The 14916-nt window shown below is 52.2% G+C and carries 11 protein-coding genes; 1 reads left to right on the plus strand and 10 read right to left on the minus strand.

What is annotated here, in order from left to right:
- Positions 1-128 precede the first annotated feature (128 nt).
- From carB to ribF, 8 genes are all read right to left on the minus strand, one after another.
- Positions 129-3353 carry a carbamoyl-phosphate synthase large subunit gene (gene carB, locus K7X24_RS07550; protein ID WP_039469990.1) on the minus strand — a complete coding sequence of 1075 codons (3225 nt, stop codon included), beginning with the start codon at positions 3351-3353 and terminating at the stop codon, positions 129-131.
- A gap of 14 nt (positions 3354-3367) precedes the next feature.
- Positions 3368-4516 carry a glutamine-hydrolyzing carbamoyl-phosphate synthase small subunit gene (carA, locus tag K7X24_RS07555; RefSeq protein ID WP_010306691.1) on the minus strand — a complete coding sequence of 383 codons (1149 nt, stop codon included), beginning with the start codon at positions 4514-4516 and terminating at the stop codon, positions 3368-3370.
- A 445-nt stretch (positions 4517-4961) separates the two neighbouring features.
- The gene (gene dapB / locus K7X24_RS07560) at positions 4962-5783 is read right to left on the minus strand and encodes a 4-hydroxy-tetrahydrodipicolinate reductase (RefSeq protein ID WP_224554029.1); all 822 of its coding nucleotides are present in this window, start codon (positions 5781-5783) and stop codon (positions 4962-4964) included.
- Positions 5784-6126: 343 nt separating this feature from the next.
- Entirely contained in the window at positions 6127-7077 is a 951-nt protein-coding gene (ispH, locus tag K7X24_RS07565) for a 4-hydroxy-3-methylbut-2-enyl diphosphate reductase (RefSeq protein ID WP_010306701.1), read from the minus strand.
- The gene (gene fkpB, locus K7X24_RS07570) at positions 7058-7531 is read right to left on the minus strand and encodes an FKBP-type peptidyl-prolyl cis-trans isomerase (RefSeq protein WP_010306705.1); all 474 of its coding nucleotides are present in this window, start codon (positions 7529-7531) and stop codon (positions 7058-7060) included. Before fkpB ends, ispH begins: the two co-directional genes overlap by 20 nt.
- Positions 7531-8046 (minus strand): signal peptidase II, encoded by a 516-nt coding sequence (gene lspA / locus K7X24_RS07575; RefSeq protein ID WP_094371036.1) that lies wholly within the window; start codon positions 8044-8046, stop codon positions 7531-7533. Before lspA ends, fkpB begins: the two co-directional genes overlap by 1 nt.
- The gene (gene ileS / locus K7X24_RS07580) at positions 8043-10856 is read right to left on the minus strand and encodes an isoleucine--tRNA ligase (RefSeq protein WP_224554032.1); all 2814 of its coding nucleotides are present in this window, start codon (positions 10854-10856) and stop codon (positions 8043-8045) included. Before ileS ends, lspA begins: the two co-directional genes overlap by 4 nt.
- Positions 10857-10887: 31 nt before the next feature.
- Complete coding sequence (ribF, locus tag K7X24_RS07585; RefSeq protein ID WP_224554035.1) at positions 10888-11829, minus strand: bifunctional riboflavin kinase/FAD synthetase; 942 nt, start codon at positions 11827-11829, stop codon at positions 10888-10890.
- Between the two features lie 425 nt (positions 11830-12254).
- Here ribF and rpsT point away from each other — a divergent pair, with 425 nt between their 5' ends.
- The gene (rpsT, locus tag K7X24_RS07590; RefSeq protein WP_010306720.1) at positions 12255-12518 is read left to right on the plus strand and encodes a 30S ribosomal protein S20; all 264 of its coding nucleotides are present in this window, start codon (positions 12255-12257) and stop codon (positions 12516-12518) included.
- Positions 12519-12555: 37 nt separating this feature from the next.
- Here the strand turns inward: rpsT and nhaR are convergent, their stop codons facing one another.
- Positions 12556-13470, minus strand: coding sequence for a transcriptional activator NhaR (gene nhaR, locus K7X24_RS07595; RefSeq protein WP_224554037.1), 915 nt, complete (start codon positions 13468-13470; stop codon positions 12556-12558).
- 32 nt (positions 13471-13502) lie between these two features.
- Entirely contained in the window at positions 13503-14699 is a 1197-nt protein-coding gene (nhaA, locus tag K7X24_RS07600; protein ID WP_224554039.1) for a Na+/H+ antiporter NhaA, read from the minus strand.
- Between the last annotated feature and the right edge of the window lie 217 nt (positions 14700-14916).

Below are 14916 nucleotides of genomic sequence, written 5' to 3' on the forward strand. Positions count from 1 at the left end.
CAGCAAGAGAATATACGGCTACTCGCTGAAACCAGCCCTGCTATCCGGGGATTTCCGAATTAAAAAAGCCAGCGCTGTTACCAACGCTGGCTTTTATTATCCGCTTACTGCCAACCGAAGTCGGTCAATCAGCCTTTAATCATCGCATGCATTTCCTGTACGGAAGTCACCTTCTCCGTCGGATCTGCCGTCAACGACATGGCCGTGGCGAAACCACCGTTCAGCGTGGTGTCGTAGTGCACCTTGTATTGCAGCGCGCTGCGGCGAATCAGCTTGGAATCTTCAATCGCCTGACGTCCTGCGGTGGTGTTGACGATGTAGGTGTACTCACCGTTCTTGATGCGGTCCTGAATGTGCGGACGACCTTCATGCACCTTGTTCACCAGACGCGGGTTAATACCTGCTTCACCCAGTTCAATCGCCGTGCCGTGCGTCGCATCCAGCTCAAAACCGTGCTTCAACAACTTAGCAGCTAAATCGACCACGCGACCTTTATCGCCTTCACGTACTGACAGCAGTGCGCGTCCGGTTTTCTTCATGTGTGAATTACTGCCCAACATCGCTTTAGCAAACGCTTCAGCAAACGTGCGGCCAACGCCCATGACTTCACCGGTCGAACGCATTTCTGGCCCCAGAATCGGGTCAACGCCAGGGAACTTGTTGAACGGCAGCACCACTTCTTTTACGGAGTAATACGGCGGGATAATTTCTTTCGTGACGCCCTGCTCAGCCAGCGTTTTGCCTGCCATCACGCGTGCCGCGACTTTCGCCAACGGAACACCGGTCGCTTTCGAAACAAACGGTACGGTACGCGCCGCGCGCGGGTTCACTTCAATCAGATAAACTTCGTTATCTTTCACTGCGAACTGCACGTTCATCAGGCCGCGAACACAGAGTTCAAACGCCAGTTTTTCAACCTGCTGACGCATTACGTCCTGAATTTCTTTACTCAGCGTGTAAGCTGGCAGTGAACAAGCCGAGTCACCGGAGTGAACGCCCGCCTGCTCGATGTGCTCCATAATGCCGCCAATCAGCACGCGCTCACCGTCACAAATCGCATCAACGTCAACTTCGATGGCATCGTCAAGGAAGCGGTCTAACAGCACCGGCGCATCGTTAGATACGCTAACGGCGTTTTGGAAGTAGCGACGCAGGTCAATTTCGTCGTACACGATTTCCATCGCGCGACCGCCCAGAACATAAGAAGGACGGACAACCAGCGGATAACCGATGCCACGCGCTTTTTCTACCGCTTGCTCAATGGTCGCGACCGTGGCGTTAGCCGGTTGCTTCAGACCCAGACGATTTACAGCCTGTTGGAAGCGCTCACGGTCTTCTGCACGGTCAATGGCGTCCGGGCTGGTGCCGATAACCGGCACACCCGCCGCTTCCAGCGCACGCGCCAGCTTCAGAGGCGTTTGACCACCATACTGCACGATCACGCCTTTTGGCTTCTCAATACGGACGATTTCCAGCACATCTTCAAACGTTACCGGCTCGAAGTACAGGCGGTCTGACGTATCGTAGTCTGTTGAAACGGTCTCTGGATTGCAGTTAACCATGATGGTTTCATAACCATCTTCACGCAGCGCCAGTGAAGCGTGGACGCAGCAGTAGTCAAATTCGATCCCTTGACCAATACGGTTCGGCCCGCCGCCCAGTACCATGATTTTGTCACGATCCTGAGTCGGATTAGCTTCACACTCTTCTTCATACGTGGAGTACATGTAAGCCGTATCGGTCGCGAATTCTGCCGCACAGGTATCGACACGCTTATAGACCGGATGCAGGTCGAATTTATCGCGCAGTTTGCGAATTTCGCTTTCCGCCACGCCAGCCAGTTTCGCCAGACGCGCATCGGCAAAGCCTTTACGCTTCAGCGTACGCAGGAAATCGGCATCCAGAGCGGTTGCGCCTTTTTCAGCGACCTGCTCTTCCAAACGCACCAGCTCTTCAATCTGCACCAGGAACCAGCGATCGACGTTGGTCAGGTTAAATACGCCGTCGACAGACATCCCCGCGCGGAAGGCATCAGCGATGTACCAGATACGCTCGGCACCGGCATCTTTCAGCTCGCGGCGGATTTTGGTCAGCGCTTCTGGGTCGTCCAGATCCACTTTCGGATCGAAGCCAGTTGCGCCCACTTCCAGACCGCGCAGCGCTTTCTGTAAGGATTCCTGCTGCGTACGGCCAATTGCCATCACTTCGCCCACAGATTTCATCTGCGTGGTCAGACGGTCGTTGGCACCAGCGAATTTCTCGAAGTTGAAACGCGGAATCTTAGTGACAACGTAGTCGATAGCAGGTTCGAAGGACGCTGGCGTACGGCCACCAGTGATGTCGTTCATCAGCTCATCAAGCGTGTAACCTACAGCCAACTTAGCCGCGATTTTCGCAATCGGGAAGCCTGTCGCTTTAGACGCCAGCGCGGAAGAACGTGATACACGCGGGTTCATTTCGATAACAATCAGACGGCCCGTTTTCGGGTTTACCGAGAACTGAACGTTAGAACCGCCCGTTTCTACGCCGATTTCACGCAGTACCGCCATCGAGGCGTTACGCATGATTTGATATTCTTTATCGGTCAGCGTTTGTGCAGGGGCGACGGTGATGGAGTCTCCAGTGTGGATCCCCATCGCATCGAAGTTTTCGATTGAGCAGACGATGATGCAGTTGTCGTTCTTATCACGCACCACTTCCATCTCATACTCTTTCCAACCAATCAGCGATTCATCGATCAACAGCTCTTTGGTTGGAGAAAGATCCAGTCCGCGCTCACAGATCTCTTCGAACTCTTCACGGTTGTAAGCGATACCGCCACCGGTGCCGCCCATCGTAAAGGAAGGACGGATAATGCATGGGAAGCCGACGTCAGCCGCAACGGCCAGCGCTTCTTCCATATTGTGTGCAATACCGGAACGCGCAGTATCCAGACCGATTTTCTTCATCGCCACGTCGAAGCGGCGGCGGTCTTCTGCTTTATCAATCGCATCCGCCGTTGCACCAATCATGGTGACGCCGAATTCAGCCAGCACGCCCTGACGTTCCAGTTCCAGCGCACAGTTCAGCGCAGTCTGGCCGCCCATCGTTGGCAGCACTGCATCTGGACGCTCTTTTTCAATGATTTTGCGTACCACTTCCCAGTGAATCGGCTCGATATAGGTCGCATCGGCCATTTCCGGGTCGGTCATGATGGTTGCCGGGTTGGAGTTCACCAGAATAACGCGGTAACCCTCTTCACGCAGTGCTTTACACGCCTGTGCACCCGAGTAGTCAAACTCACACGCCTGGCCGATAACAATCGGGCCGGCGCCCAGAATCAGGATGCTTTTAATATCTGTACGTTTTGGCATTTTCTCGCTCCTGATTATTTAGCTGAAGAACGGTAAGTCTGAATCAAGTCAATAAAGTGGTCGAACAGCGGCGCGGCATCGTGCGGGCCTGGGCTCGCTTCTGGGTGCCCCTGGAAGCTGAACGCTGGCTTATCCGTGCGGTGAATCCCCTGAACCGTATGGTCAAACAGGGATTTGTGCGTGACGCGCAGCGTGGCAGGCAGATTATTTTCATCAACCGCAAAGCCGTGGTTCTGCGCGGTAATCATCACACAGTTGTTATCCAGATCTTTGACCGGATGGTTGCCACCGTGGTGACCCAGCTTCATTTTGATGGTCTTGGCACCGCTCGCCAGTGCCAGCAGTTGGTGACCCAGACAGATACCGAATACCGGAATATCCGTTTCCAGGAAGGTTTTGATCGCACGAATCGCGTAGTCGCACGGTTCCGGGTCGCCTGGGCCGTTAGAGAGGAAAATACCATCTGGATTCAGCTTCAGTACGTCCTCAGCAGGTGTCTGCGCCGGAACAACCGTCAGGCGACAGCCGCGATCCACCAGCATACGCAGAATGTTGCGTTTCACACCGTAGTCATAAGCGACAACGTGGTAAGGCAGCTCGCTTTCGTTTTTCGCCGCCGGCAATTCGCCTTCCAGCGTCCAGCTTCCCTGTAACCAGCTGTAGCTTTCTGCCGTCGTGACTTCTTTTGCCAGATCCATGCCCTTCAGCCCTGGGAACGCTTTCGCTTTCTCCAGCGCGACGGCAGCATCCGGTGCATCACCCGCAATGATGCAGCCATTCTGTGCGCCTTTTTCACGCAGCAGACGGGTCAGCTTACGGGTATCGATATCAGCAATGGCGACGATGTTGTTGCGTTTGAGGTATTCAGACAGGCTTTCTTCACTGCGGTAGTTGCTGGCAATCAGAGGTAAATCGCGAATAACCAGACCTTGAGCCTGTACAGAGGGGGATTCTTCATCGTTGGCATTGGCGCCGACATTACCGATATGGGGATAAGTGAGAGTGACAATCTGGCGGGAATAGGAAGGATCAGTAAGGATTTCTTGATAACCGGTCATCGACGTATTGAAGACCACTTCCCCCACTGCCGACCCTTCTGCCCCAATGGCCCGACCGTGGAATTGGGTTCCGTCTTCCAGAACCAATAGCGCTGACTTAATCAAAACACCCTCCAAGGAATAAACAATCACGTTATTTGCATATTAATTCAGATTCGAGCCACTAAATCAATGCAAAAACTACCTGTAAGGCCAATTTTTGGCAAATTGGGCGCATTTTAATGATGGTCTTCCTGATTGTCTACCCAAACCGCTTTTTTTCTCTTATTTTTATGCTTTCCGAAATAAATAGTCGCCCACTGACGTAAAAAACCCTATCAACTGAGATAAGTAAACGGTTGCGAGACAACATTGCTAAAATAAGAGTAACAAATCACCAGCAAAGGACATTTTGGGAGTAAGGAGGGAAAATCATCACTAAAAAACAGAATAAAACACAAACAAACACCAATGATGATAGAAAAAAGAAGCCAAAACGATAAAAATAAAGGTGAACGTAAAAACACCCACCTTTTTCAGTTAGATAAACTATTTATAAAAAAATAAAATACTACAAATCATCCAAAGAAAGCACATCTCTCATATCAAAAAGGCCACTTTCTTTCGCACTAATCCAGATTGCAGCTCTTACTGCACCATTAGCAAATGTCATGCGGCTGGATGCCTTGTGGGTAATCTCAACGCGCTCACCTACATCAGCAAACATCGCCGTATGTTCACCGACGATATCGCCCGCTCGCACGGTCGCAAAACCAATGCTTTTCGGATCGCGTTCACCGGTGTAGCCTTCACGCGCGTACACGGCACAGGACTTCAGATCGCGTCCCAGCGCATCAGCGATCGCTTCGCCCATCGCCAGTGCGGTACCCGATGGCGCATCCACTTTGTGGCGGTGGTGTGCTTCAATGATTTCGATATCAGTATAGTCGCCCATGACTTTGGCCGCTTTTTCCAGCAGCTTCAACATGACATTGACGCCAACGCTGAAGTTCGCCGCAAACACAATGCCGATATCCTGCGCAGCCTGCTTAATCGCCGCCTTTCCTGCGTCATCAAAGCCGGTAGTCCCAATAATCATGCCTTTACGGTGCTGACGGCAAAACACCAAATGCGCTAATGTGCCTTCCGGGCGGGTGAAGTCGATCAAAATATCGAAATCATTCTGCACGGCATCCAGGCTTTCATTCACGGTAATACCGCTTTTCCCCAGCCCAGCAAGTTCACCGGCATCGCTTCCTATCAGAGACGAACCAGAACGCTCCAGCGCCGCGCCCAATACCACGCCGTCCATTTGCTCGATAGCCTGAATCAGCTGGCGTCCCATACGGCCGCCCGCGCCTACAACCGCAATACGGATGGATGAATCCTTCATAATGTCTCTCTCTTTTTGATCCTGACGACATAAAAATAACATCAGGTTAACGGGCGCTGCGCACTATCGCCAGCGGATTTACCGCCAGATTAGAAAATACTGTTTGAAGCCGCAGAAAATCAGCAAAACTGTCTAACCAAAGGTATCAGAATGGCGCTCAGAGCGATGAAAAGCCGTAAGGTATTTGAAGATAAATACAAGCGGTTAAAAAACAAGCCACATGGCATAACGCATAAAAATTCATTTTTATGCATTAACATTTTCATGAGTGAATATAGGGGAAAGAAAACGGAAGGGGATAAAAGCGATAGGGCTTTAGCCTAGCCCTACCGCAGAAACAGCATTAATCTATCTGTTTGACTTCAACACGCAACTCTTTTGGCACTTCAAAGACGATGTTTTCTTCACGCCCTTGCATTTCAATTGCCACCTTGCCGCCCAATTCTTTCAGGCGCTGGATCACCTGTTGTACCAGAATATCCGGTGCCGATGCGCCTGCGGTCACCCCAACATGCGAAGCGCCCGCTACCCATGACTCCTGGATATCTTCCGCTGAATCAATCAGATAAGCCGCTTTCCCCGCACGTTGTGCCAATTCAGCAAGGCGGTTGGAGTTTGAAGAGTTTTTAGAGCCGACGACAAAAACCACATCCGCCTTATCTGATAAATGGCGAACGGCTTCCTGACGATTGGTCGTGGCATAGCAGATGTCATCTTTACGCGGGCCGACAATCTGCGGAAAACGCTCACGCAACGCATCAATCACCGCATAAGTATCATCAACAGAAAGCGTGGTTTGCGTCATAAAGCACAGATTGCTTTCGTCTTTTACCTGTAGCTGCCAGACATCCTCGGGGGATTCCACCAGATACATGCCACCCTCCGCATTGCTGTACTGCCCCATCGTCCCTTCAACTTCAGGGTGTCCGGCATGCCCGATAAGAATCGCTTCTACGCCTTTCTTACTGGCTCTGGCCACTTCCATATGCACCTTGGTCACTAGCGGACAGGTTGCATCGAATACCGTCAGATCGCGGTTTTTGGCTTCATTACGTACCGCTTGTGAAACGCCATGTGCAGAGAAAATCAGAATCGCACCATCCGGCACGTCTTCAATCTGCTCAATAAAAATCGCGCCACGTTCGCGTAATCCGTTAACCACATAGCGGTTATGTACTACTTCATGACGGACGTAAATCGGCGTACCAAAAAGCTCCAGTGCACGTTCCACAATGCTGATAGCCCGATCGACACCGGCACAAAAGCCGCGCGGATTAGCCAGCAGGATCTGCATGTGTCACCTCCTGTTGTACGGGATCGATATCCAGCACTTCAAGATCGAAGGTAATCGCCTGACCAGATAGCGGGTGATTAAAATCCACAGTGACCGATTCTTCGGTCACATCGCGGATAATCCCCGGCATATCATTTCCGGCAACGCCGCTGAACAGCATGATGGTGCCAACATCCGGCACACCGGTCTGGGCGAAATCACGGCGCAGGAAGAACTGGATCAGGTTCGGATTGGTCGGCCCAAAGGCCGACTCTGGCGGCAGCGTAAACTTGCGTTTATCACCACGCTGCAATCCCAACAGCTGTTGTTCCAACGCGTCAGACAGGCTGCCGTCGCCAAGGCGAAACAGCGCTGGCTTGCCGCGCTCACGCGTGGATTCGGCCGCAGAGCCATCCTCCAGCGTCAGGATAAAATGCACCAGCAGCGCGCTGTTATGCTGAACACTCTCGGACATCAGTGACCCTTTTGCTTAACGGTATCAGTATCATCATGCGTACTGAAAAATCCTTCCAGTACGATGAGCGCCGCACCAATACAGATAGCGGTATCGGCAAGGTTAAAGGTGGCGAAGTGCCAGTCACCGACATAGAAGTCGATGAAATCGACAACAAATCCGTGCCATGTCCGGTCGAACAGATTGCCCAATGCGCCACCGATAATCAGCGAATACGCAATGTTATTGAGCCGCTGTTTGACGCTGCCACGGTACATCATCACCAGCAGTGCAACCACGATAGCAATCGCGATGCCAGCAAAGAACCAGCGTTGCCAGCCGCCTTTATCCGCCAGGAAGCTGAATGCTGCGCCGTAGTTACGGGCGTAATGCAGATTCAGAGAAGGCATCACTGGCACCGTATCCCCCAGCGCAAAGTGGGCAAGGATCCACTGTTTGCTGCCAAGATCGACAATTAAAACCAGTATCGCCAGCCAAAGCCAGCGCAGTCCACTCGAACAGATCTTATTCATCAGACAAATTTACGCTCTTCGCCGTTACCGCCCACGTTAGTCGCACAGCGACCACACACTTCAGGATGCTCGGCATTGCTACCGATATCCGTCTCGTAATGCCAGCAGCGTGGACACTTGTGCCCTTCTGCTTCACTTAAGGCAATTTTCAGTCCGGTGAGTTCCGTTGCCTGCGCGCTATCCGGCGCATTTTCATAACGTTCCACCAGCGCTTTTGACGTCAACAGCGCGAAATGCAGTTCCTGACGCAGCTGGTTCAACTTGCCTGCCAGATTGGCATCGGCGTACAGCGTAACGGAAGCTTCCAGCGATCCACCGATGCGTTTGTCATTACGCGCCTGCTCGATGACTTTGTTCACTTCGCTACGCACTTTCAGAACATCCGCCCAGAACGCATCGTTCATGGTTTCTGCGCTATCCAGCGCGAACAGACCGTCATACCACTCTTCGGTAAAGACGTACTGCGCACGCTCGCCCGGCAGGTAGTTCCAGATCTCATCCGCGGTGAAGGACATAATCGGTGCCATCCAACGTACCAGCGCTTCTGAGATATGGAATAGCGCAGTCTGGCAGCTACGGCGTGCAACGCTGTCGCTTTTTGCCGTGTACTGACGATCTTTAATGATATCCAGATAGAAGGATCCCATCTCGATCGAGCAGAACTGCATCAGACGCTGTACGACGCGATGGAAATCATAGCTTTCATACGCTTCAAGGATCTCTTCCTGCGCGGCTTTCGCACAGCTAACCGCCCAGCGATCCAGCACAACCATGTCTTCTGGTTTCACGCTATCTTTCTGTGGATCGAACCCGTTCAGGTTCGCCAGCAGGAAACGCGCGGTGTTACGAATACGGCGATAGGCATCGGCAGAACGCTTCAGGATCTCATCAGATACGGCGATTTCACCGGAGTAATCCGTTGAACCGATCCACAGGCGCAGAATGTCGGCACCGAGCTTGTTCATCACGTCCTGCGGGCTGACGGTATTCCCGATCGATTTGGACATCTTGCGACCCTGACCATCAACGGTGAAACCGTGAGTCAGCACCTGACGGTAAGGCGCTTTGCCTTTGATCGCGGTGGAGATCATCAGGGAGGACATGAACCAACCACGATGCTGGTCGGAACCTTCCAAATACATATCCGCTTCATGACCGCTAAATTCAGGGCGAACATCTACCACGGACGCATGCGTCGATCCAGAATCGAACCACACGTCCAGTGTATCTGGTACTTTGACGTAGTTGTCAGCATCTGCGCCCAGCACGTCGGCCGGATCGAGATCCCACCATGCCTGGATGCCGTCGGCTTCAACACGTTTCGCCACCGCTTCAATCAGCTCAGCGGTACGTGGATGCAGCTCTTCCGTCTCTTTGTGGACGAACAGCGACATTGGCACGCCCCAGGTACGCTGACGGGAGATACACCAGTCAGGACGGTTGGCGACCATCGCTTCGATACGCGCCTGGCCCCAATCCGGGATCCACTGCACGCCTTTAATTTCAGACAGCGACTGCTTACGCAGGCCTTTCTGATCCATGCTGACAAACCATTGTGGCGTCGCACGGAAAATGATCGGCGACTTATGGCGCCAGCAGCACGGGTAGCTGTGCTGCAATTTCTCTACGTGCAGCAACATGCCTTTTTCACGCAGGATTTCAACGATCAAATCGTTAGCTTTGAAAACGAATTTGCCATCCAGTTCAGGATAGGTACCGCTCAGGTAGCAGCCATTCGGCCCAACTGGGTTAGCGATTTCCAGATTGTATTTCTGGCTGATCACATAGTCGTCAGGACCGTGGCCACCGGCGGTATGCACCGCACCGGTACCTGCATCCAACGTCACGTGCTCGCCCAGAATGGCCGGTACGTCAAAGTTCAAGAATGGATGTTTGAAACGCAGCAGCTCAAGTTCCGCGCCTTTGCAGTCGCCCAGCACTTGCCACTGGGTCACACCTGCGCGTTTCATCACGCTTTCAACCAGATCGGTCGCCAGAATCAGCGCCTGACCGTCAATCTGCACCAGCTGATAATCGAACTCCGCATTCAGCGAGATCGCACGGTTTGCCGGCAGTGTCCACGGCGTCGTCGTCCAGATCACCAGCGAAACAGGGCCATCTACGCTCTTCACGCCGAATTTGGCTAATACCGCCGCCACATCGCTGGCGTTAAACGCGACATCAATGGATGGAGACGTTTTGTCGTAATATTCGACTTCCGCTTCCGCCAGCGCGGAACCACAGTCGGCACACCAGTGAACCGGCTTAGCACCCTTGTGCAGATGACCGTTTTCAATGATGCGGCCCAGCGCACGAATGATGTTAGCTTCAGTTTTGAAATCCATCGTCAGGTAAGGACGATCCCAATCGCCCAGCACGCCAAGACGAATAAAATCGGCTTTCTGACCCGCAACCTGCTCTGCCGCATATTTACGGCACTCAGCGCGGAATTCTGCGGCGCTGACTTTCTCACCTGGCTTACCGATCAGCTGTTCTACTTTCAGTTCAATCGGCAGACCGTGGCAGTCCCAGCCCGGCACATAAGGGGAATCGTAACCAGACAGGCCTTTCGATTTAACGATAATATCTTTCAGAATCTTGTTAACTGAGTGACCAATGTGAATGTTGCCGTTCGCGTACGGAGGGCCATCGTGCAGAATGAAGGTCTTCTTTCCCTTCTTCGCATTGCGAATAATCCCGTACAGATCCTGCTCATACCAACGTTTCAGCATGTCAGGTTCGCGCTTGGCCAGATCGCCACGCATCGGGAACCCTGTTTCCGGCAAGTTCAGGGTAGTCTTATAGTCACTCATTAGATTCTCGATTTCGTTTCGGCTAGAAAAATTAAACCGGTGTCTTTAACCCGAAGAACGTTCGGGCTGTCACCACATCATCGGCGATTTGCTGTTTTAACGCATCGAGCGAAGCAAAACGCTGTTCATTACGGATCTTTTTACGCAGTACGACTTCAATATGACGACCATAGAGGTTCATCGTCACGTCCAGCAAATGCACTTCAAGCTGCTGGCGTTTGTCACCGTTTACGGTTGGACGCGTGCCAATATTGGCAACGCCCAGTAGCGGTTCTTGCCCCAGCCCATAAACGCTGACGGCATATACGCCGCTAACAGGGGAAACCTGACGTTTCAGCGGCAGGTTGGCGGTAGGGAACCCAATGGTTCGCCCCAATTCTTTGCCATGTTCCACGCGCCCTGAAATGCTGTAAGGATGGCCCAGCAGGCTTTCTGCCAGCTCAAGTTCATCGCGACTGAGCGCCTCACGTACGCCAGTGCTGCTCACCCGTTTGCCGCCGTTACAGAATGAATCGGTGCTGATGACATCAAATCCCGACTCACGCCCAGCCTTCTGTAATAACAGGAAATCGCCCTGACGACCAGCCCCGAAGCGGAAGTCATCCCCCACGACCAGAAACTTCACGCCCAATTTTTTCACCAGCAGGGAAGAAACGAACGTCTCGGCATTATTGGCGGCAAAACGCGCATCGAATCTGACGCACAACAGATAGTCCACGCCGGCCTGCGCCAGATATTTCACCTTGTCACGCAGACGCGTCAGACGGGCGGGCGCTTTTTCTGCAGCGAAGAGTTCCAGCGGCTGTGGTTCAAAAATCATGACCATCACTGGTAACCCACGAGCGCGACCTTCCTGCTTCAGTCGTTCAAGCAGCATTTGGTGTCCGAGGTGCACGCCGTCAAAATTACCAATAGTGAGCACACAGCCGTAATGGTGTGCCCGAAGATTGTGTATACCGCGAATTAGCTGCATGGCTGGCCCAGAACAAAGGGTTAATATTATGGAAACCGGCGGATTATACCTTGTACAGCGAGTAAGGTTAACCTGCGATTCGCGCCTTTTGCAGCCACCTTGTAAATCATGCCAGTATTTGCACGTTTTTTAGCGGAATCATCGATGGATGACGCCTATACTCAGAATATCCAGACGGCGGACAGCACTTGCAATCCGACTTTACCGATGACAGACAGGGCTTTATCAAATTCAGGATGAATTTATGATGCGAAAAGCTGTATTCCACCGCGTGAAGCTGCTAAAATCCTGCGCCATCACAACGTAACAAGTGTCGACGTACAAACGACGCTTATTTGCACAAATCCATTGACAAACGAAGGCTAAACGAGCATATTCCACGGCCTTTGAATTGTCCTCGATTGAATATATTTGGGAGTTGGACCTTGGCTAATATCAAATCAGCTAAGAAACGCGCCGTACAATCTGAGAAGCGCCGTAAGCATAACGCAAGCCGTCGCTCAATGATGCGTACTTTCATTAAGAAAGTATACGCGGCGATCGCTGTTGGCGATAAAGAAGCGGCACAGAAAGCATTTAATGACATGCAACCGATCGTGGATCGCCAGGCTGGTAAAGGCCTGATCCACAAGAACAAAGCTGCACGTCATAAATCCAATCTGGTTGCGCGCATCAACGCCATGCAATAATCACGCATCTGCGTGTTGTTGCTAAGAAAAAACCGGCCTAGGCCGGTTTTTTTGCGTCTGCGGTATCACAAAAGAGCGCTGAAAAATCCGCGTTACAGACGCGCTGCATCGCTGGGTGCTGGATCATTCTGGCTGCAAAAATCGCATAATACTCGTCTTGAATGTTCTCAATCCTGCCGATCTCGACGATATCGCCCTGCTGGTAGATTTCATTAGCATACAGCGACGGTGCAACGAAAATCGCATCGTTATTAATGCCGAACGCGGTCATCAGCGCCGCATCATCAAATTCGCCCAAAATAGTCGTCTGAATATTCTGCGCAGTAAACCAGTTCAGCAGTTTCCGTCCCAGCATGGTTCGCCGCCCGGGAATCAGCAGCTTACGTTGTTCAAGGCAAGCGGGAAAAGGCTGCTCAGGCTGCGGACGTTTACAATAAAAGCTCACCGCACATTCACCCAGCTTGAGTGAAAACAGCCCTTCCTGCTGTGTCGAATCCACCGGACAATCCGACAGAATCATATCCAGCTTATGCTGGCTCAACTGCTCCAGCAGCATTTCGTGCGTCGACTCAAAACAGCGTAAATGAATATGTTCCTGTTCTGTCACGACCGTTTCGAGCACCCTGCTCACTAACCGTTTGGACAGCGCATCTGCCACACCAACATCGAATAACAGGTTCGATTCTTTGCGGTAGTTCACAATATCCAACATTTCCTGGCTAAGCTGGAACATGCTATCCGCATAGCGAAAAACAAGCTGCCCCAACTCCGTCGGTTCCAGCCCCCGTCCCTTGCGCTTGAAGAGCTTGCCTTGCAGGCGCTCTTCCAGGCATTTGATTTGCCCAGTAATCGTCTGCGGCGTTAAGAACAGCGTTTCTGCCGCACCAGCAACGGATCCCGACTTATAAACCTGCCAGAAATAATAGAGATGATTAAAATTCAAATGAGACACACCCGCCTCCTCTTCGCGCCTCTGGCATAGCATCACCCCTTACACGGTTGCATCGCCTTGTCCAGCGTAGGCAACACCCCGCGTAGCGCCAGATAGCCAAGCAGCGCCGCCAGCCCCGATGCCAGCAGAATTCCCAGCTTGGCATAGGTAATCAATTCCGCGTCGCCGCCGGAGAAAGCCAGTAGCGTAATGAATATCGACATGGTAAAGCCGATACCGCACAGCACCGACACCGCTACGATCTGGCTAAAGCAGACGCCAGCAGGCAGACGAGCGTAGCCCAGTCGGATGGTTAGCCAACTGAACAAGGTAATGCCCAGCGGTTTACCGATCAGCAGCCCAGCAGCGATGCCAAGGCTCAAAGGGGAAAACAGTTTTTCCAGCACAATCCCCTGTAGCACAATGCCTGCGTTAGCGAAGGCAAACAGTGGAATAATCAGAAACGCGACCCACGTTTGTAAGCCATGTTCCAGCGTGGTTGCCGGAGAAGATTCCCCGTTGGACGTACGTAAAGGAATAAAGAAGCCGACGATCACCCCAGCGAGCGTCGCATGAACGCCACATTTTAGAATGCAGACCCACAAGACGATCCCCACCAGCAAATAGGCGGAGGTTTTACCAACCTGCTGCCTGTTCATATAGGCTAGCGTCGCAATCGCCAGCACTGCACCGCCCAGCGCAGGCCAGAAGATCTGCTGTGTATAAAACAGGGCAATGATCAGGATCGCTCCCAGATCGTCAATGATCGCCAGCGCCAGCAGGAAGACTTTCAGCCCAGCAGGAACACGTTTGCCCAATAGCGTCAGCACACCAATGGCGAACGCGATATCTGTCGCCGCAGGAATCGCCCAACCAGCGCGCGTCACCTCATCATTCGCGTTGAAAAGCAGAAAGAGCAAAGCAGGAAAAATCATTCCGCCTACCGCAGCCGCCAGTGGCAGCATCGCCTGTTGGCGGCTGGCTAACGAGCCTTCGACGAGCTCGCGTTTCACTTCCAGACCAATCAGCAGGAAGAAAATCGCCATCAGGCCATCGTTAATCCACAGCAGCAGGTTCTTATTGATTTCCAGTGCGCCAAACCGCATTTCCACCGGCATCATCAGGAATTGTTGATAACCAGCGGCAGTCACCGACCAGTTAGCAAACGCGATCGCCAGAACTGTTGCCATCATTAGCATCACACCAGCGGCGGCATCCAATCGAATAAAGCGACGAATCATTGTTATCACTAACTTAATCTCCCATCAGGCACGAATGCCAATACCGTACGCTCGCTTTCTTGCTGGCAAGATTACGCGACCTAACCACTCGTTAAAAGCAGATTAAAACTGGCTTAATCATCGTAAAAAACGATCTATTGAATTGAGGCTATCTAGAGGAAGGAATAAAAAAACGTCGGGAGCGTTTTTCAACGTTGCGTAGCAAGCGCCGTAAGGTGACGGACAA

This window comes from Pectobacterium versatile (genome assembly GCF_020166435.1).
Taxonomy (GTDB): domain Bacteria; phylum Pseudomonadota; class Gammaproteobacteria; order Enterobacterales; family Enterobacteriaceae; genus Pectobacterium; species Pectobacterium versatile.

What these genes read in the sequence shown, in the direction of transcription:
- carB (WP_039469990.1), bottom strand. Translation starts at nt 3,353, where the DNA reads ATGCCAAAACGTACAGATATTAAAAGCATCCTGATTCTGGGCGCCGGC.
- dapB (WP_224554029.1), bottom strand. Translation starts at nt 5,783, where the DNA reads ATGAAGGATTCATCCATCCGTATTGCGGTTGTAGGCGCGGGCGGCCGT.
- ispH (WP_010306701.1), bottom strand. Translation starts at nt 7,077, where the DNA reads ATGCAGATCCTGCTGGCTAATCCGCGCGGCTTTTGTGCCGGTGTCGAT.
- fkpB (WP_010306705.1), bottom strand. Translation starts at nt 7,531, where the DNA reads ATGTCCGAGAGTGTTCAGCATAACAGCGCGCTGCTGGTGCATTTTATC.
- ileS (WP_224554032.1), bottom strand. Translation starts at nt 10,856, where the DNA reads ATGAGTGACTATAAGACTACCCTGAACTTGCCGGAAACAGGGTTCCCG.
- ribF (WP_224554035.1), bottom strand. Translation starts at nt 11,829, where the DNA reads ATGCAGCTAATTCGCGGTATACACAATCTTCGGGCACACCATTACGGC.